Origin of the sequence: Vibrio sp. RM-41-2B, assembly GCF_024744415.1 — a bacterium.
GTDB classification, from domain to species: domain Bacteria; phylum Pseudomonadota; class Gammaproteobacteria; order Enterobacterales; family Vibrionaceae; genus Vibrio; species Vibrio diabolicus.
This window is the reverse complement of the sequence record NZ_JAMQWD010000016.1, coordinates 1-18,842: the sequence shown is the minus strand read 5'-3', so window position 1 is coordinate 18,842 and position 18,842 is coordinate 1. Positions and strand designations below refer to the sequence as shown.

Genomic DNA, 18,842 nt, shown 5'->3' with positions numbered 1-18,842 from the left:
AATGATGGTGGCCGATTGATATTTCAACCTTTCTTTTGGTATGTAATCATAGATATCAGTCGTTTCTAATATCAAAGAAGCTTAACGTGATAATTTTTCAGATAAAAATGGAAATGCTCATTGAAGGTGGTTCAATAAGGCGTCTTCTAATTGTTGGTTTGCTTTGATTTCCCGTATTACCCCATTTACTTGAGCATCAATGTCTACGAGCGTGCTAAGTCCAATAATACTGTTATCTTTCGTGTTTTGAATAATATTGATAATGCTTGAGTTTATAAAGTCTGAACTTATTATATTAGGATTTTGAGACGAAGGCATTTGAGGGGAATCTATAGAATTATCTCCAATAATATTTCCTTCACCAAATTGTATGATGTTAACAATACCCTGGTTGAAAACATCTCCACTTTGATTTTCACTATTTGCGCTAATGTTTTTTAAATTGCCATTTTCAATTACTAAGTTGGCAATGTTTGTGTTCAATATATCATCGCCATTTATAGTCGTAGTAATGCTTAATCCAATATTAATAATATACTCGTTCGTAACTTGGAAACCACCTCGATATTCTTCTAGAGATGAATTTGAAAGAGGAGTAAGTTTTTGTAGACCAACATCTTTAGCATCCACATTAAAATGAGGTATTAACATACAAAGCATTAACAAAAATTTATTGTAGTTCATAATGCTGGCCTTTCAGGTAGTTAAATTATTAAAGTTATTTAAAACAATGTTATATTAATTTTCACCGGAAACTGGGAGAGTAATGCTAAATACACCCAAGGAATCTCTAGACACACCTGTTTTTAGTGGTGATCTTTGATATACAGTGAAATTATCATTGGTAATAAAGCTAGACCGTCCCATTTCCGCTTCGTTACGGACCAGTAACACAATTCCTTGGTAATATTTTTCAAACTCATCCAGTTTCATTATCATGGTTCCTCTAGAAGGGTCTCCTAGAATAACTGAGTGATTGTTTATACCTCTGATTACAACAAAATGCATATACCCATCGAAATTAACGAGAGTAATCCCAGGGACGCCGACTTCTTTAATTTTCTCCAGTCCTACTTGAAAGCCGTCAGAACGTAACCCTATGGAATCCAAGTAAAACTTCATATCCAACAAAGAAAAACCTTTCTCTTTGATTTTTTCTTTATCACCTTTTTCAAACATGCTTTTGAAGATATCTTGTTCAGATGACTCTGTTGCATAATGAAAAGTGAGAAGAGAAGCCAGGGCGGCAGAGCCACAGCTGAAGTCATACTGTTGGCGAAAAACATCACCAAACACTATTTCTTTGTAGCTTTTAACAGGAACAGAGTAATGTGCTCGGTAAGGTAGCAGTTCTAATGAAATGGCTGATGCTGAATAAACGAGCATCAGCCAAATTAAGTTATTTAATACTTTCATATTGTTTACTTGAGTGTCAGGTTAACGACGGTAGAGTTCTGGATTAAAACGTTGTTTCCGCTGTTCTGAATTACGTTGGATATACCCGAACTGTCTGCGAACGCTCCACTTGATAGTATATTGTTACCACTCACGGTGTTTGACGCGACATTATCTGACGAAATACCATTGATATCTGATTCTGCATAAACCAAGTCGAGTTCAACATTTTGTCCACCTCTTGATTCATTCATGATATCCAAGCTAACTTCTCCGCCAGATAATGCAATGTCATCAGCGAGTGCAGTGCAGGCCACTATCATACTCAAAGTACAGATTGCCAAACGCATCGCTTTCTCCTACTAGTCGGTTACTCACCCCCAGTAAACACACTTGCATTAGTTGTAACAGATTGTTGTACAAGTGAATTTGAACCAGCATTCTGACCAACGGTAGTAATACCAGCTGCACCACCAAGACCACCAAGGGTGTTCATGTTTTCAACTCGAACTCGAGTATCATCCGCGTTAGTTGCATAAATAACTGATGCACCTGTAACACCACCCATTAGACTTGAGCTCGCAACAACCATATCTGTATCCATATGGACTTGATTGAAGCTATCAACATTTGTTGAGCTCGAGTCACTTTGATAGTTACTATTGTCGTTAAAGCTGTTCGAGTTTGTTGTGCTTGAATCAGCGTAGCTACGGTTATCACTCTGGTTACGGTTGTCGCTTTGATTACGATTATCGCTGTTATCGTTAAAGCTACTGTTGATACTAGAGTCACTGTTGTCGTTGTTGCTACGTCTTACAGTAGTACTAGAGTCGCTGTTGTCGTTGTGGCTTCTATTTGTGTTAGTACTTGAATCACTACTATCACTATTTAGGCTCACATCAAGATCAGCACTGGTACTGTTGTCGTTAGCGTTAGACGTACTATTGTCGTTGTGGCTTTGAGCTGTGTTCATGCTCGAGTTTGAACTGTCGCTGTTGTCATTAAAGCTGTCATCAACGCCAAGAGTTGCACTGTTGTCAGTATCGCTGTTGTCGTTAAAGCTATCACCGATACCCAGTGAAGCACTGTTGTCACTGTTGTCGTTAAAGCTATCGCCAACACCCAATGAAGCACTGTTGTCACTGTTGTCGTTAAAGCTGCCTGATAAACCGATAGCAGTATTAGCGCTGTCAGTCCATTGCATGTTGTCGTCTCCATCATCGATCTCATTCGCGATTAGAGAGCCACTAAATAAAATTGCTGACATTGCTAAAGCAAGCCCTGTTTTGTTTAGAGTCATAACGATTACTCCATTTCCTGTTATTCCTGATTAAAAATGACTGCACTTAACTTCTTGCTGCTTCCTTCAAATGTTGTGGGAAGCGATGAAATTATAAGAAAGGATTAGTGAAATCTGTTCTCATTATTGAGAATGATTCAGGCTGAAAGGGAGTATTTAGGTGCGTCTCTTTAAGGTATTAAAGAAAAAAATAACATAATCAGAATGTTATTTTTTGTATTTACTTTAAGTACTCATCAAGTATGAAATGAAGCCAATATAAAGAAGTAGTTCGTTCTATCGCACTGAGCGGAGCAGTCATCCATTTTTTATAAATGGTATTTTATCCAATTATTATCTTTATTATTTAATATTATAAATCATATCCTTATGCTAACACAGGTTGAAAAGTATGGATAAAAATATAACAGGTTCATACTTTTTAAGCCTTTTTCGGTGCTGAAAAGCAATGCGATATCATTCTGAAGTGCTATATTTTCTACTTAAAATGAAGATAAATTCTCTTTGCTATCCCCAATTAATTTTCTAACGGGGGTTGGTGAAACAGGTAAGTTAATGTGGTGGGACTATGGAAAAGAAGCACTTGATACTGCTAGCTGAGAGTAATTTACAAAGTAACTTAATAAAAAAACAGCTGTCTTCCATTCATGATGTCGATGTAAAGATAATGCAACCAGATGAAGTGGTGTTCAGAAGTCACTCACTCAGTATCGATTTGATGTTTATTGATTACGATTTTATGCGTCAGCTTGAAATGCAAGGAAAGTTACCAGATTTTGATCTATTTGGGTGGTCCTTTATGCTTCACAACGTCCCTTGTGAAAAAGTACAAACGGACTTACTGCATTGGAAGTTGTTAAAAGGAATTTTGCTCCGAAGCGCATCAGTGACACATATATGTGATGGCGCGGAATACGTACTGAAAGGTGGGTTGTGGCTGCCAAGAATGTACCTAGAGAAGTTAGTCCTCAATTATCGGCATGCAAATTTGTCCGAAGAACAGCAGCATGATGAGTTAACATGCAGAGAAAAACAGATTCTAGAGCTACTTGTGTACGGCATTTCAAATCAACAAATTGCTTCAAGACTTTTCTTGTCTGAAAGTACAGTGAAAAGCCATATATACAAATTATATAAAAAACTCGATGTCCATTCTCGTCATGATGCGGTTAAGTTGGTAAGAATGAACAATGGCTTAACCGAGAGAAGTTAAGTCATAAAATCGTGGTGTACGTTCTTTAATCAACAGCATTGAGGTTTTGCGGCTATCGACTTGTACATCGGGATGTAGTGTGGATATGGGGTAATTATCTCCTACCTTTGTGATGCTCTTTTAATCGGGGGTCTGTTCCGTTATCGCTATCTAATCTAAGCAAGGGCACTCGTATTTGAGTGCCCGTGGTTTATCTGGATTTAATAGTTGGCGTATCAGCAGGCTACATCATGCCCGTGACAAGGCCTGCTCCCACAAAAAACACGATCATCCACAGCACCGAAAGGTTGAGTTTTTTATGTAGATAGAAACCCGAAATCACTAACGCCATGTCGATGGGAGTAACAACTGCGCTGCTAAATACTGGCTGGTAAAGTGCCGCGAGTAGTAACCCTACTACCGAGGCATTTACACCGTTGATGGCGCCGGAGACCAGCGGTTTGCCTGCCAGTGCTTGCCAGTTTTTAAGAACGCCAAGCAGTAAAAGAAAACCTGGGAGGAATACGCCAAGCGTTGCGATCAGCGCGCCTAAAATTGGCGTATCCGAAAGCTCATAGCCGATAAAAGTCGCAAAGGTGAACATTGGCCCCGGTACAGCTTGTGCAGCGGCGTAGCCTGTTAAAAATGCATCTTGGCTAAGCTGGTCACCAACAATGTTTTGCAGAAGCGGCAGAACCACATGACCGCCACCAAACACTAGGCTACCAGCTTGGAAAAAATCACTAAACAGCCCAAGCAAAGGCAACGTATGAGCCACTAACGGTAAGCCGAGTAAAAGCACCGCAAATAGAGCCAATGGCGCGATAGACGGTTTAAACGGCTCGGTTGATGGCGCGGAGTCTTTCTTCAGATATCGCATGCCGACAAAACCTGCTGCGAGCAACACGAACATTTGCGTCATGATGCTTGGTGCCACCAGCAACGCAATCGCAGTCGCGACGCACAAACCCGCGGTCAGTTTGCTTTGGCAGAAGTTTTTGTACATGCCCCAAGTCGCATCCGCCACGACCACGACTGCGAGCAGTTTTAGGCCGTGGACTATGTTTTGAAACACAGCGGTGTCGGTGATTTGGCTGCTCACCATCGCCAGTGCCAACATGATGATCACCGAAGGAAGCGTGAATCCGACAAATGCTGCGCATGCGCCACTTAAACCACCGCGCTTATAACCCAATGCAAAGCCGACTTGGCTTGATCCCGGTCCCGGCAAAAACTGACTGAGTGCGACGATTTGCGCGTACTCGCTGTCATCAAGCCATTTCAGTTTCTCAACAAAGGTTTGGCGAAAATAACCAATATGAGCCGCAGGGCCGCCGAAGCTGAACCAACCTAGCCAGAAAAAAGTTTTGAAGATGGTGAACATGTCGAGCCTGTTTATCTAAAAAGCATTGTTGCTAATTTATCGGATGCTCTAAAATGACTCAAATTGATAGATTTAATTTCGTTTATGAATGAAATGGGATGAAGGTGTTGAGGTGAAAGAGGACATTCAGTGGCGCAACATTGACTTGAACTTATTGGTGACGTTTTCCTACTTGTATCGCCATCGAAGCGTTAGCGTCGCGGCAGAGAAAAGTTACGTTAGCCAGTCGGCGATGAGTCATAGTTTGTCTCGTTTAAGGTTGTTGTTTGACGACCCGCTTTTTGAGCGAAAAGGACACAAGATGGAGCCCACCGAGCACGCTCACCACATCGCGCCAACCGTGCATCATTTGCTGGACTCTATCGCCAAAGACTTGCTCACTAAGTCTGTCTTCCAGCCTGAAAATTACGCGGGTGTATGTCGCATTGGGTTAACGGATTATGCCGAGTTTATTTTTGCTCCTCGGCTTTATGACGAAATACGCCAGCGCGCACCAGAGGCCCAGATCAGTTTTATTAACGTCAATCGTAGCAACTACGTGGCATTAACTGAGCACGAAAAGCTCGATGTCATTATTGGCAGCATGCCGGTGTTGGATGACAACTTTGAGAGCTTGTACTTGTACACGGAAAAACATGTGTGTATGTGTGATAAACAGGTATTGAAAGGGGAAACACAGCTATCTCTGGAAGCGTTCGCGAACATAGAGCAAGCTCTGGTAAGTCCCGATGGGAGCTTAAAGACACAAGTAGACCAAAAGCTCGCAGAACATGGCTTGAGCCGTAAAGTCACCGTGGCGTCGCGCAACTTTCTCACTATTCGGCATTTGTTGAAAAAGCGCGATCTCATTGCCATCGTGCCAGAAAAAATGGCGTTGGCGGAGGGCTTTTCGGACGATCTCATTACTATTAAGCCGCCGATCGCCGTTGCGGATTTTGATATTGCCATGCTGTGGCATTCAAGCCGAAACAATGAAGACAAAGGCATTTGGCTACGCGAGTTGGTTTCTTCGACCATTACCTCTCACATATAAAAAAGGGCACCAAAGGGTGCCCAGAATGTTTGTCATTGAGAGTCTGTGTTATACCGCTTGCGAAGCTGGCGCGGCTTCTTTTATACGCTCTTCCTGATTCAATGATTTTTCGTATTGGCTGTACTTCCACCAAGCAAAGCCAAGGAAAATCACGATACCGCCAACGTTGTAGAAAATGATGGTCATGATGTCGGCCCCAGTAGGGAAGGTCGATGCTAAGAAACCAACCGTAAAGATAGCGATCAGTACCGATACGGTAGCGATGCCCATTTTGCGTGAGCCCATTTTGAAATCACGCTCAACGTGATCCAGTTTCAAGCGCAGATTCAGGTACGCCAACATGATGAACAGTGGTGGCAGCATGGATGCCGCTGCGGTCATGTTGATCACCGTGTTCATCAGATCTTGAGCGATGTTAGAACCTAATGTTGGGATGATCATCAATGGGATAACGATAAGGAACTGATACCAAGCTGCGCGAGCTGGTACGCCGTTTTCGTTCAGCTCTACGGTTTTCTTACCAAAAATGCCTTCTGGAATCTCAGAGAAGAAGATTTTCACTGGCGTTGCTGTCCACATCAGTAGAGAGCCAAACATAGCGGTAAAGGATACCAAGCCTACAAAGCGGTTCATCAATACTTCTGGCAAACCAAAGTACGCAGCCAAACCTTCAAATACTTGTACCGAGCCACCCGTGTATTTTAGGGTTTCGCTAGGAACAAACACGTTAATCAAAACAGACGCGACTGAGTAAAGCACACCGATAAAGATACCTGCGATGATGATGACTTTAACGAACGATTTCGAGCCGCCTTTCACATCGTTTACGTAAACCGCGACTGATTCCGCACCGCCTGCCGCCATAAAGATCCATGTAGTAATGCCTAAAAATGCCCAGCTGAAATCAGGGATCATCGCTTCTACAGTAATTGGGTCAGCTGGTTCTACGCCGCCGATCAACGCTGCGCCAGCCAGTAAAATATACGACATTGTCAGTAGCAGCATGAGGGAGGAGGTCACCGACGTAATTGGCCCCAACATTTTCGCGCCGTTCGTCGATACGTAGGTTGCAAAGGCAAACAAAATCATACTGAGCACGGTAGTGGTGAATGGCGTCAGAATGTATTCATAGCCCAAGAACGCGTAAGACGCATAAGCGATAACACGCGGCAGCAAGGATGTGAAGAAGAATAGGTTAACGAACCAGTAAGTGTAGGCAGAGATAAACGCCCAGCGACCGCCGAGTGAGCTTTTTACCCATGCGTAGACCCCCGCTTCAGAATCTTTATTCAGAGATACGAATTCTGCGATGATTAAACAGAAAGGGATGAAATAAAAAATGGTCGCCAGAAAGAACATTGGCGCAGAAGCTAGACCGATCTCGATGTTGTTATTGATTACGTTATTAAAGCTAAATACTGCGGCAAAGGTGAGGGACAACAACCCGAATTTGCCTATCGTATTACGTTTGGATTCAGACATGTTCTATCTCCGGTGAATCACGTTGGAATTGCAGGGAGGAAGGGCTTGTAATGCTGTGACCACAGCCCTTCTCTTGTTTTATTTATTTAGGAAGTAGCCATCTTCGATGGTCACTTTGAGCACCACTTTTCTTACGCGGTTGTCTCCATGGAAGCGGTACGCTTCACTGTTTTCAAAAATCGCCACTTGGCCTTCGCAAAGCTCACGTGTTTCACCCTGACCAGAAAAAAATTCGCGGTCGGTTTCATCACGATAAGCTTGTTCTAGTGTCAACGCGGTTTTATCCGCGAACTCAACGGTTTCTCGGCCTTCGAGGTAGTAATGCACATCGAAGTAACGACGGTTACCGATGAACGTTTCGGTTTGTTTCGCGATGCCATCTTCAACCATGTAAACCAGTGAATCGCCAATCGAGTGCATCACGCCATCTTTGATGTTGCCGATGTTGCCAATGGCTTCCACACAGCGGTTCCATTTACGACCGTTGCGATATACCTGTTGGAATTGCTCTAAGCTGTCTAACACGATCATGGGTTACGCCTCGTTGACTGATTGAGTATTGGTTTGAGTGAAAAACGCGTTATCGAAATCATGGTTTGCCATCACTTGTGCGTTGCAATCGCCTGCTTGCAGTGGCATCAGCGTCAAACCGTAACGGAACTCGTCCATGTACACGCGGTAAGAGTCGAGCACTTCGCTGCCCCATGAGTTTGAGCCTAACCCCATCACTTGATGGTCAAGGTTAAGGGTGATGTAGCCACTCTTTTCTAGCTCGATCGTATGTTGCGCTTCATGCAGATTTTGGTTGGTGTAGAACCACGCGCTGAAGTTGATTTCTTGTTGAGGTTTCACCAATAACCCTGTGCCATGACGGTTGGTGAGTGAGGCCCAGAGCACGTGTTGGCGGTTGCCATTGTTTTGCGGGAACGGGTAGTTCTCGAACATGTCCGCCACATTGGTGTGGTAAACATCAATGAGGTTGGCTTGGCAACTGTCTTGGTAGTTTTCTTCTGGGCCACGACCGTAGTAACTCACTTGATCAAAGCTGCCGTTGATGCCCAAATCCAAGCCGATGACCGGAATCACGTGAGGGTAGTCGCCGTAGCGCTCGCCACTCAGTTCCACGTTCAAATGGCCTTGAGCATTGATTTGATAGCGATAGGTACAACGCATGCCAAAATCAAAGACCGGCGGCGCAATGATGCTGGTGGTCGTAATCAAGACGGAATCATCGGTTGCTTCCATTGCAAGTGTGCGGAAGTGTTCCTGCATGATTTGCAGATGCGCTGGCTGCCACAAACCTTCATACTCTTGTTTGTGGTTATCAATCATCGGTTTGAAGAAGTTCAGTCTCGGCTCAGATTGAATGATCTCTTCGCCATTTACGCGCCAAGAAGTCAGCTTGCCGTTTACTTTGGAGAAGGTAAGCGTGAAGCTATGACCTGTGATCACGTGCTCTAGGCGGCTTTCTTCAAGCACCAAGGGTTGAATATTGTGGTTGACCAGCGCAGGCAACGTCGCGGTGTTGTCTTTCAGTTGGACCTGATACACCGCAATTTCATGGTTGGCTTCGCTGTAAAGCGTGCGACTGTCTTTGCGTACGGTGAAGTTAACAAAGGCTTCGCGCTCATCCAATTCTGGTAAGTCGATGCTCACTTCACGAGCGCTGTTGGCTACCAAAGCTTCGACTTTGAATTGCACGCTACGCAGGGTTTCACCTTCGGCACGCACGTCGGCAGTGATGGTGTAATCATCGAGGTTGGTGAACCACAGTTTGTTCTCAACGATAAAGCGGTCATGGCAACCTTCAACGGCGCGGATTTTCACCGGTGCAATGACTTGTTTGTACTCTTTCAGGCCAGGGCCCGGGGTTTGATCTGGGTAAATCAAACCATCCATACAGAAGTTGTAGTTGTTTGGGTAATCGCCGTAATCGCCGCCGTATTTGTAGAACTCTTGGCCGTGTTCATCACGCGCTAGAATGCCGTGATCACACCATTCCCAAACGTAGTGACCTTGAATGTGGTCGTGCGCATAGAACACGTTTTGGTATTCCGTCAGACCACCCGGCCCGTTACCCATCGCGTGTGCGTATTCGCAGATAATGCGTGGCTTCTCGTGTGGGTGTTCGCCAAAGTAATTCATCAGTTGAGCGCGTGAGTACATCGTCGAAATCACATCGACGACCTCAGCATCGCGGTCTTCTTCGTAGTGAACCAAACGGGTGTCATCAATTGCTTTGGTCGCGGTATACATCGCACGGATGTTACAGCCATAACCCGATTCGTTACCGAGTGACCACATGATGATAGAAGGGTGGTTCTTTTGCGCATGAACATGACGCACTGCGCGATCGACAAACACCGCTTCCCAAGCAGGATCATTGGTGATGCGGCTGAGGTCGCCAACGTTGGCAAAGCCGTGGGTTTCCACATCGGTTTCTGCCATCACAAACAGGCCGTAAATATCACATAACTCGTAGAAGCGTGGGTCGTTCGGGTAGTGTGCGGTGCGAACTGAGTTGATGTTGTGTTGTTTCATCAAAATCAGATCTTTTTCCACGCGGTCCATGCCCACTGCGCGACCTTTTAGGTGGTCGTTATCATGACGGTTTACACCATGCAGCATCACGTATTGATTGTTGATGTAGAACAGGCCATCACGCACTTTGATATCACGGAAACCCACGCGTTGTGGGATCACTTCCACTACGTTGCCTTGGTGATCTTTTAAGGTAATGAACAAGTGGTAAAGGTAAGGATTTTCAGCCGTCCAATGCGTTGGATTCACCATATCAATCGCAAAGCTTGTTGAGTGGTGGTTTTGGATAGTCAGTGAATCGCATTGACCACTGGCTACGACAGTGCCTTTGTCATGCAGTGCGTATTCCAGCGTATAGCCAGACGCGATAGCGGTGGAAAGGTTTTCTAATTCGACTTGAGCACTGAGCGTCGCACTTTGGTAATCGTCGGCGAAATCGGTGCGAATTGTTAGGTCTCGGACGTGAACCTGCTCTTTGCCCACAAGGTAAACATCGCGGAAGATCCCCGCCGTCCACCACATGTCTTGGTCTTCAATGTAAGTGGAATCGGCCCACTGCATCACGCGTACAGAGAGCAAGTTTTCGCCTTGTTGGACGAACTTGGAAATGTCGAATTCCGCTGTGAGTCGGCTGCCTTTACTAAAGCCGACGTACTCGCCGTTTACGTACACTTCAAAGTAGGTTTCCACGCCGTCGAACTTGATGATGGTTTGTTGGTTATCCCACTGTGGACCAAGTGTAAATGTGCGTTGATAAGCGCCCGTTGGGTTGTCGGTTGGTACAAACGGGACGTCGATCGGGAATGGGAAGCCCTCATCGGTGTATTGCAGATCGCCGTGACCTTCCATTTGCCACATGTTTGGGACGGTAATGTGTCCCCAGTCGTTCATTGTTTGTGAGTAAAACTCATCAGGTACCAACATTGGGTTGGTGAAATAACGGAATCTCCATTGGCCGCTGAGTAACATAAAGCGGCGACTCAGTTCACGTTGAAAGGTTTGTGCGCTCTGAACAGAGTCGTAGGAGAAAAAGTACGCACGCGGTGCCATACGATTCTCGTGTAAGTGTTGGAAGTTTTCCCAATTGTTCACGTTTTGATCTCCCCTCGGCTTGGTGCGCTTATGTTGGAGTGCGGGACGATTTCATCGCGGCTCAACATCAGTGCAAAAATAACGGCCGATGTATTGTGAAAAATGCTTATGAATAATCTGAGAAATATATTAGTGAAAGTTTTACTAAAATAAATTAGTGAAAACGTTTTACTTTAACTTGGTCACGTTTTAAATGACCAATGTTGAGCAAGATATGATCAGCGTAAAGGAATGCGTTCTAGATTGTTTTGGAAAGTAAAAACAGTAAAAATTCGGTAGAAAATAAAAGAAGAAATAAAAAAGCACTGAAAATTCAGTGCCTTATTTGAGCAGTTTTGAGGGGGTTTTATCGAGTTGTGCCGCGTAGCTTGAGCTTGCTTGGAACGTACACTTGAAGGGGCAGTGCGCGTCCGTCACGGTATTTTTCTACTAACAAGTTCACGCCTTGAATCCCCATCATTTCAGAATGAATACGAACGGTAGATAGAGGTGGGAAGGTAAAGCGCGCGGTAGGGATGTCGTTCACGCTGATCAGCGCAATATCATCAGGAATGTTTAAACCAAACTCATGCACTGCTCGTAACACACCAATCGCAATGGAGTCCGAAGCAATGAACATCACTTTTGGGAAATCGCCTTTGGCCAGCATCTCTTTCGCTAAGTCATAACCGGACAAGCTAGAGAAATCGCCACGATAAATGTCGTCTTCAGAAACCACACCTTTTAGACTGCCGTAGTCCACAAACGCATTTTCACGAATGTCTGCGGTGTTGGGTTCGTCTTGTCCACCAATAAATCCGATGCGCTCGTAGCCTTGTTGTACAAAGAAATCAACCACTTGCTTGCTGATTCTTACAAGATCGATATCAACGCAATCGTAAGGACTAGTTGGATCTGAAAAGTCGATGTAACAGATGCTATCGGCTAGGCGTTTAGGTAACTTATTGACCACCTTTTGGTCGACTTTTCCGACTAAAAGGACACCCGTGATCTTTTGCGTTTCAACATCAATTTCGCTGTTGTAGCAATTGGTTAGCGTAATGCCGAGTTTGTCGCACTGAGTTTCAATCCCATGACGAATCGACAAGTAGTACGGGTCGTTCACTTCTGCTTCTTGTTTGTAATTGTACAAGGCCAAAAAGTGATGTTTTTGCTTGGCTTCTTTGGTGGCTTTCTTCGAGCTGCTGGTGCGGTACTCCAGCTTTTCTGCGATTTCTAAAATGCGGCGTTTGGTTTCTTCTTTAACGCTCAACGTCGGATCGTCATTCAAAACTCGCGATACGGTTGCAAGTGAGACGCCCGCTTCAGTGGCGATATCTTTTAGTGTTGCCATGTACATTTCCCGTTGGCATTGCTCACAGTCCAAGTGAGAACTCAATAATCTGGCTATTGTAAACAGCTACTTAGGGATGCACAAACTTTTAGTAAAATCGTGCGATCCACGAAAGAGAGCGGTATCTGCTCGACTCATCTTCACTGCTCATCATCCTCCTGGTTTAATTTAACTAAAGTCAGCATCTAAAATAAGGCTTTTGTGTAATTTTGTGGAAACGTTTACACAATTTGAATTCGATCACGGATCTGGATCGAGATTGGTTGCTAGACTTTTAGCCAGTTAAGAAATGGGCGTACCGATTCGATGCAATGGCGATTGGCTTTTAGCGCATCAGAGTGAGGTGTGAACAGAAAGCAGCAAACGTGGAGAAGCAAAAAGTGAAAGTTCTTGTCACAGGCGGTATGGGATACATCGGTAGTCACACTTGCGTTCAGATGATTGAAGCGGGAATGGAACCTATCATCGTTGATAACTTGTGTAACGCCAAACTGGAAGTGTTAAACCGTATTGAAGCGCTGACTGGCAAACAGCCTGCGTTCCACCAAGGTGACATCCGTGACGAAGCCTTTTTGGATACGGTATTCGCGCAGCACGACATCCAAGCCGTGATCCACTTTGCTGGCCTCAAAGCGGTTGGCGAATCGGTGGCAAAACCACTTGAGTACTACGACAACAACGTCAATGGCTCATTGGTGTTGGCGCGCAGCATGCGTAAAGCGGGCGTGAAAAGCATCGTATTTAGTTCATCGGCAACGGTTTACGGTGACCCAGAAATTGTGCCGATTACGGAAGATTCACCAACAGGCGCAACCACCAATCCATACGGTCGCAGTAAATATATGGTGGAGCAATGCTTAAGCGATCTGTTCCATGCTGAAAACGACTGGAGCATCACATTACTGCGTTACTTCAACCCAGTTGGCGCGCACCCATCGGGCTGCATGGGGGAAGACCCACAAGGCATTCCCAATAACCTGATGCCATTTATCGCCCAAGTCGCTGTTGGTCGCCGAGAAAAACTCGCGGTATTCGGTAGCGACTACCCAACCCCTGACGGCACTGGCGTGCGTGATTACATCCATGTGATGGATCTGGCCGACGGCCATATTGCGGCTTTGAAATCGGTGGGGGAAACATCGGGTTTGCACATTTACAACTTAGGTACAGGTAAAGGCTCGAGCGTACTTGAGATGGTGGATGCGTTCGCGGCCGCTTGCGGTAAACCAGTGCCTTACGAGTTTTGCCCGCGTCGTCCTGGGGATATTGCTGAATGTTGGGCAAGTACGGAAAAAGCCGAGCGTGAACTAGGCTGGAAAGCAACACGCACGGTAGCTGAAATGACCGCCGATACGTGGAACTGGCAGTCAAAAAATCCCAATGGTTATTCCCAGGAGTAATTGCAGTCGCCGCGTTGCCATCTGCACTTCTCACGGTTTTGGGAAGCTGAGTTTGAAGAATTTTAAAGAGTTGAGTAAGTAACATGTCGAATGTCGAATTTAACCCAGTGGATCATCCACACCGCCGTTACAACCCTCTGACTGGGCAATGGATTTTGGTTTCACCTCATCGTGCAAAACGCCCTTGGAGCGGCGCAGATGAAAAGCCCGCACTGGATGAGCTACCAAGCTATGACGGTAAATGTTTCCTTTGTCCAACCAACGAACGTATCTCTGGCGATGTTAATCCAGACTACCAAGGCACCTATGTGTTCAATAACGATTTTGCTGCGCTGATGGTGGATTCACCAGATGCACCGGAGTCAAACAACCCGCTATTCAAAACGCAAGGCGTGCGTGGTTTGAGCCGAGTGATTTGCTTCTCGCCAGATCACAGCAAAACCTTACCGGAGCTGCCAGTGGATAAAATTCGTGGCGTGATTGATACATGGAATGAGCAAATTGAAGAGCTAGGCAAAGAGTACGTTTGGGTTCAGGCGTTCGAAAACAAAGGTGAAACCATGGGCTGTTCTCAGCCTCATCCGCACGGTCAAATCTGGGCGAACAGCTTCTTACCAAATGAGATCGAGCGCAAAGAGCACAACCTAAAAGCGTACTACCAAGAACACGGCAGCAACTTGCTGGTGGATTACGTACAAGCGGAACTCAAAGACGGCTCACGCATCGTGGTGGAAACCGAACACTGGTTGGCGGTGGTGCCTTACTGGGCTGCTTGGCCGTTCGAAACCATGTTGCTGCCGAAAACGCACATTCGTCGCATGAGTGAACTCAGCGATGAGCAACGAGACGATTTAGCGGTAGCGATCAAGAAGCTGACCAGCCGTTACGACAACTTATTCCAGTGCTCATTCCCATACTCTATGGGCTGGCATTACGCACCATTTTTTGACCAGGGCACCGACATCGACCATTGGCAGCTTCATGCACTTTTCTATCCGCCACTACTGCGCAGTGCCACGGTTCGTAAGTTCATGGTGGGCTACGAAATGCTGGCAGAAAGCCAACGTGACCTTACCGCAGAGCAAGCGGCGCAGCGTCTGCGTGATGTGAGTGATGTCCACTACAAAGAATGCTAAGTCTTTAAATTGGACTGATTACGAATAACGGGATAGCGCGACTTTACAGATAGAAAGTTAGGCTCAACGCGCTATCCCACACAAATTACTATTTTAAGAGAACGTCCCTATGTCTGAACTTATCCAAAATGTGAAAGCGTCATTTGAGCAAGTGTTGGGCTACGCACCTAGCCATATTATCCAAGCGCCTGGTCGTGTGAACTTGATTGGTGAGCACACCGATTACAACGATGGTTTTGTCCTACCGTGTGCCATTAACTACCAAACGGTCGTGGCGGCGGCAAAGCGTGAAGACAATATCGTGCGTGTGGTGTCGGTCGATTACGGTAACGCAATGGACGAATTCGATATCACGCAAGCCATTACCTTCCAGCAAGACAAAATGTGGGCGAACTACATTCGCGGCGTGGTGAAGTGTCTTCTGGCGCGTGGCTACCAGTTTACTGGAGCGGATATTTCAGTCAGTGGCAACGTACCTCAAGGCGCGGGTTTGAGCTCATCGGCGGCATTGGAAGTGGTGATCGGTCAAACCTTTAAAGTGCTGTTTAACCTTGAAATCAGCCAAGCCGAAATCGCGTTAAACGGTCAGCAAGCAGAGAACGAATTCGTCGGTTGCAACTGCGGCATCATGGATCAAATGATTTCAGCGGAAGGGCGTGAAAATCATGCGATGCTATTAGATTGCCGTAGCCTTGAAACTGAAGCGGTCTCGATGCCAGAAGAGATGGCAGTCGTGATCATCAACTCGAATAAAAAACGTGGTTTAGTCGACAGTGAATACAACACTCGTCGTCAGCAATGTGAAGAAGCGGCGCGTATTTTCGGAGTGAAAGCTTTGCGTGATGTGACGATTGAGCAGTTCAACGAGAAAGTCGCTGAGCTGGATGAAATGGTGGCAAAACGTGCCCGTCATGTCATCACAGAAAACGATCGTACTGTGGAAGCGGCGCAAGCGCTACGAGCACACGACATGAAGCGTATGGGCGAGCTGATGGCCGAGTCTCATGCCTCGATGCGCGATGATTTCGAAATCACGGTAAAAGAAATCGATACGCTGGTGGAGATAGTCAAAGAGGTGATCGGCGATCAAGGCGGCGTGCGCATGACCGGCGGTGGCTTTGGTGGCTGCATTGTGGCACTTGTACCGCCAGCACTGGTTGATGATGTGAAAGCGGCAGTTGAAGCGAAGTACCAAGCGGCTACGGGCTTAAAAGAGTCGATTTATGTTTGCCAAGCCAAAAATGGTGCGGGTTTGGTTGAAGTGCTGTAAGGAATGATGATGAAAGCCTATTTTCAACAACTAGAACAAGCGATGGCGCAAACGCCGTCGTTTGATGGCCAAACTGCGACTCTGATTCATTTGACCAACGCGAATGGTATGACGGCGTCGTTTATGGATATTGGTGCGACGTGGTTGAGTTGCACATTACCGGTAAATGGTGAAAACCGTGAAGTGTTGTTGCGCTCACCAAATATGGCTGAACACATGAAGCAAGACGCTTACTTCGGTTCCATTGTTGGCCGCTTTGCTAACCGAATTGCGAAGGGGCAGTTTGAGATAGACGGAGAGAAGTATCAACTTGGTATCAATAACGGTGAAAACTCACTGCACGGTGGCCTAGAAGGGTTTGATAAACGCCGCTGGAAGGTTGAAGAGCAAAATGATCAACAGGTCACTTTTTCACTTCGCTCCCCGGACGGTGACCAAGGCTATCCGGGAAACCTCGATGTGAAGGTGACGTACACGCTCACTGACGAGAATGAATTAGCTGTCGCCTATGATGCTAAGACCGACAAAACATCACCAGTGAATTTAACCAATCACGCCTACTTTAACTTGGCTGGTGAGGCGAGCCGCGCGAAAAGTTTGGATCATACTTTACAGCTTAACGCTGGGTATTACTTGCCAACAGATGCGGGGTTAATTCCTTCCGGTGAACAAAAGCCAGTTTCTGGTACCAGTTTCGACTTCACCGAGCCAAAATCGATTGGCCAAGAATTTCTTGCCGAGCAAGATCAGAAAACTGCTGGTGGCTACGATCACGCCTTTGTCTTCATGCCTGAAGTGACCGATGGCGTGTCTGTCGCTGCGGTTTTAATTGCACCAAAAGAAGATGTGGTGATGAAGGTGAAAACCACCAAGCCTGCCATCCAGTTTTATTCAGGTAATTTCTTAGCCGGTACGCCAGGTGCAAGTAAAACTTACGAACGCTATGACGGCCTAGCATTGGAAACGCAATACTTGCCAGACGGGCCAAACAAACCAGAATGGGGACTCAACAATGGGGTGTTGAGCTCTGGGAATTGCTATCAGCATCAAACTACTTATCAGTTTGAATTTTAGATAGCACTTCTGCCTTTTGAACTTGCAGCGGCAGCGATGCAACTCCAACGACTTTGGGTGTTATGGTGGGCTACATGCCCACCTTTTTTGTTTTTGTCGAAGAGGTTCGAACGATGAGCTCACCCTCTACTTTGCGTTTGTTAGAAAGCAACGGTTGCCCTTCAATCAGTGCCATCAACGATTCGATTGCGAGTTTACCCATGTCTGAGTAGGGCAGTTCAACCGACGTTAATGCTGGGAAGCTTTCAGAGGCGATTTGCTGATTATCGTAACCGACAACGGCAACATCGTGAGGAATCTTCAACCCCAACTCCGCTATCGCTTGGTAGCACCCCATTGCCATATAGTCGCTGCCACAGAAAATCGCTTCTGGCGGCTGCTCCATATTCAGTAGTGCCAGTGTTTGCTGGTGCGCTTCTTTTAGCGACCAGTTTGCATCGACTAAATACTCTGAGTTAGGAATGATGTCTGCATCAATGAGAGCCTGACGATAACCATCGGCACGTTGCTTACTGGCTAGCATCCAACTTTCACCAGACAGCATGGCAATGCGACGATAACCTTGCGTCGTGAGGTGTGAAACTGCTTTGTAAGCTCCAATCATATCGGCCGGCAAAATACTTGGCGTTTCGGTGTGTTCTTCGTTGGTGCAGTTCAGCAGCACAGTCGGTAAGGAAGTTGTGACGCGTTGCTGCTCCAACTCTCGCGTCATACTGGATGCGTAAACCAAGCCTGCGTAATCACCGCCGTTGATCTCCGACTCAATCTTGCTTGCCAACACTTCATCATGGCTGTAATTGAACGTCACCAATATGTAGTCGTTCGACCACGCTTCTTCTCTCGCTGCATTGATGGCATCGATAAATGGGTCATAACTGGTTAAGCCGTTGATCACCAATGCGATCTTTTTAGGGCGTCCCAAAGCATGGGCAACCTTTTTGTTTTTGTAGCCAAGTGATTCTGCGGTTTCGAGCACTTTACGTTTGGTCGCTTCCGCGATTTTTACGGAAGTTGAGCCATTCAATACCAGCGATACGGTCGACTGAGAGACGCCAGCCGCCGCCGCAATGTCACTCATGGTGATTTTTTTAGCCATTCTGCTCTTTTACTTAATTTCGTTAGCTAAAGATATTAGCTAAAGATTAAGTTCGGATCATCCTTTAAAGATGAAGATCACAAAAGTAAGTCAGAGCAACTTAAAAGCTGTGAT

16 protein-coding genes are annotated in these 18,842 nt (G+C 45.9%); 6 read left to right on the top strand and 10 right to left on the bottom strand.

Annotated features, from left to right (window positions below; all coding sequences use genetic code 11):
* Positions 1-117 precede the first annotated feature (117 nt).
* From NB463_RS11950 to NB463_RS11935, 4 genes are read right to left on the bottom strand one after another with little or no spacing between them, the layout of a single operon-like run.
* Positions 118-684, bottom strand: coding sequence for a hypothetical protein (locus NB463_RS11950; protein ID WP_170891017.1), 567 nt, complete (start codon positions 682-684; stop codon positions 118-120).
* Between the two features lie 54 nt (positions 685-738).
* Positions 739-1,416, bottom strand: a complete 678-nt coding sequence (locus NB463_RS11945) for a C39 family peptidase (protein WP_005380165.1) — start codon at positions 1,414-1,416, stop codon at positions 739-741.
* 5 nt (positions 1,417-1,421) lie between these two features.
* On the bottom strand, positions 1,422-1,745 hold the full coding sequence (locus NB463_RS11940; RefSeq protein ID WP_005380167.1) for a hypothetical protein: 324 nt from the start codon (positions 1,743-1,745) through the stop codon (positions 1,422-1,424).
* A gap of 20 nt (positions 1,746-1,765) precedes the next feature.
* Entirely contained in the window at positions 1,766-2,695 is a 930-nt protein-coding gene (locus NB463_RS11935; protein ID WP_152811674.1) for a dentin sialophosphoprotein, read from the bottom strand.
* Positions 2,696-3,263: 568 nt separating this feature from the next.
* Between NB463_RS11935 and NB463_RS11930 the strand changes: the two genes are divergently transcribed.
* Entirely contained in the window at positions 3,264-3,908 is a 645-nt protein-coding gene (locus NB463_RS11930) for a helix-turn-helix transcriptional regulator (protein ID WP_023624282.1), read from the top strand.
* Positions 3,909-4,131: 223 nt separating this feature from the next.
* On the opposite strand, the gene chrA is transcribed toward NB463_RS11930, so the two are convergent.
* Complete coding sequence (chrA, locus tag NB463_RS11925) at positions 4,132-5,271, bottom strand: chromate efflux transporter (RefSeq protein WP_170891019.1); 1,140 nt, start codon at positions 5,269-5,271, stop codon at positions 4,132-4,134.
* A 112-nt stretch (positions 5,272-5,383) separates the two neighbouring features.
* Here chrA and NB463_RS11920 point away from each other — a divergent pair, with 112 nt between their 5' ends.
* Positions 5,384-6,304, top strand: coding sequence for a LysR family transcriptional regulator (locus NB463_RS11920; RefSeq protein ID WP_405054827.1), 921 nt, complete (start codon positions 5,384-5,386; stop codon positions 6,302-6,304).
* Between the two features lie 48 nt (positions 6,305-6,352).
* Here NB463_RS11920 and NB463_RS11915 read toward each other — a convergent pair whose 3' ends face one another.
* The 4 genes from NB463_RS11915 to ebgR all read right to left on the bottom strand — a co-directional run bounded on the left by NB463_RS11915 (position 6,353) and on the right by ebgR (position 12,752).
* Positions 6,353-7,786 (bottom strand): amino acid permease, encoded by a 1,434-nt coding sequence (locus NB463_RS11915; protein ID WP_258431141.1) that lies wholly within the window; start codon positions 7,784-7,786, stop codon positions 6,353-6,355.
* A gap of 78 nt (positions 7,787-7,864) precedes the next feature.
* Entirely contained in the window at positions 7,865-8,317 is a 453-nt protein-coding gene (locus NB463_RS11910) for a beta-galactosidase subunit beta (RefSeq protein ID WP_258431140.1), read from the bottom strand.
* 3 nt (positions 8,318-8,320) lie between these two features.
* Complete coding sequence (gene ebgA, locus NB463_RS11905; protein ID WP_258431139.1) at positions 8,321-11,419, bottom strand: beta-galactosidase subunit alpha; 3,099 nt, start codon at positions 11,417-11,419, stop codon at positions 8,321-8,323.
* 346 nt (positions 11,420-11,765) lie between these two features.
* On the bottom strand, positions 11,766-12,752 hold the full coding sequence (gene ebgR, locus NB463_RS11900) for a transcriptional regulator EbgR (protein WP_258431138.1): 987 nt from the start codon (positions 12,750-12,752) through the stop codon (positions 11,766-11,768).
* A gap of 380 nt (positions 12,753-13,132) precedes the next feature.
* Here ebgR and galE point away from each other — a divergent pair, with 380 nt between their 5' ends.
* From galE to galM, 4 genes are all read left to right on the top strand, one after another.
* Positions 13,133-14,152 carry a UDP-glucose 4-epimerase GalE gene (gene galE, locus NB463_RS11895; protein ID WP_258431145.1) on the top strand — a complete coding sequence of 340 codons (1,020 nt, stop codon included), beginning with the start codon at positions 13,133-13,135 and terminating at the stop codon, positions 14,150-14,152.
* Positions 14,153-14,235: 83 nt separating this feature from the next.
* A complete protein-coding gene (locus NB463_RS11890) occupies positions 14,236-15,288 on the top strand; it encodes a UDP-glucose--hexose-1-phosphate uridylyltransferase (RefSeq protein ID WP_258431137.1) in 1,053 nt (350 codons plus the stop codon).
* A 109-nt stretch (positions 15,289-15,397) separates the two neighbouring features.
* A complete protein-coding gene (gene galK / locus NB463_RS11885) occupies positions 15,398-16,558 on the top strand; it encodes a galactokinase (RefSeq protein ID WP_031847378.1) in 1,161 nt (386 codons plus the stop codon).
* A gap of 9 nt (positions 16,559-16,567) precedes the next feature.
* Complete coding sequence (gene galM / locus NB463_RS11880; protein ID WP_258431136.1) at positions 16,568-17,632, top strand: galactose-1-epimerase; 1,065 nt, start codon at positions 16,568-16,570, stop codon at positions 17,630-17,632.
* A gap of 70 nt (positions 17,633-17,702) precedes the next feature.
* Here galM and NB463_RS11875 read toward each other — a convergent pair whose 3' ends face one another.
* On the bottom strand, positions 17,703-18,728 hold the full coding sequence (locus NB463_RS11875) for a LacI family DNA-binding transcriptional regulator (protein ID WP_145532624.1): 1,026 nt from the start codon (positions 18,726-18,728) through the stop codon (positions 17,703-17,705).
* Positions 18,729-18,842 lie beyond the last annotated feature (114 nt).

What these genes read in the sequence shown, in the direction of transcription:
- NB463_RS11950 (WP_170891017.1), bottom strand. Translation starts at nt 684, where the DNA reads ATGAACTACAATAAATTTTTGTTAATGCTTTGTATGTTAATACCTCAT.
- NB463_RS11945 (WP_005380165.1), bottom strand. Translation starts at nt 1,416, where the DNA reads ATGAAAGTATTAAATAACTTAATTTGGCTGATGCTCGTTTATTCAGCA.
- NB463_RS11940 (WP_005380167.1), bottom strand. Translation starts at nt 1,745, where the DNA reads ATGCGTTTGGCAATCTGTACTTTGAGTATGATAGTGGCCTGCACTGCA.
- NB463_RS11935 (WP_152811674.1), bottom strand. Translation starts at nt 2,695, where the DNA reads ATGACTCTAAACAAAACAGGGCTTGCTTTAGCAATGTCAGCAATTTTA.
- NB463_RS11930 (WP_023624282.1), top strand. Translation starts at nt 3,264, where the DNA reads ATGGAAAAGAAGCACTTGATACTGCTAGCTGAGAGTAATTTACAAAGT.
- chrA (WP_170891019.1), bottom strand. Translation starts at nt 5,271, where the DNA reads ATGTTCACCATCTTCAAAACTTTTTTCTGGCTAGGTTGGTTCAGCTTC.
- NB463_RS11915 (WP_258431141.1), bottom strand. Translation starts at nt 7,786, where the DNA reads ATGTCTGAATCCAAACGTAATACGATAGGCAAATTCGGGTTGTTGTCC.
- NB463_RS11910 (WP_258431140.1), bottom strand. Translation starts at nt 8,317, where the DNA reads ATGATCGTGTTAGACAGCTTAGAGCAATTCCAACAGGTATATCGCAAC.
- ebgR (WP_258431138.1), bottom strand. Translation starts at nt 12,752, where the DNA reads ATGGCAACACTAAAAGATATCGCCACTGAAGCGGGCGTCTCACTTGCA.
- NB463_RS11890 (WP_258431137.1), top strand. Translation starts at nt 14,236, where the DNA reads ATGTCGAATGTCGAATTTAACCCAGTGGATCATCCACACCGCCGTTAC.
- galK (WP_031847378.1), top strand. Translation starts at nt 15,398, where the DNA reads ATGTCTGAACTTATCCAAAATGTGAAAGCGTCATTTGAGCAAGTGTTG.
- galM (WP_258431136.1), top strand. Translation starts at nt 16,568, where the DNA reads ATGAAAGCCTATTTTCAACAACTAGAACAAGCGATGGCGCAAACGCCG.
- NB463_RS11875 (WP_145532624.1), bottom strand. Translation starts at nt 18,728, where the DNA reads ATGGCTAAAAAAATCACCATGAGTGACATTGCGGCGGCGGCTGGCGTC.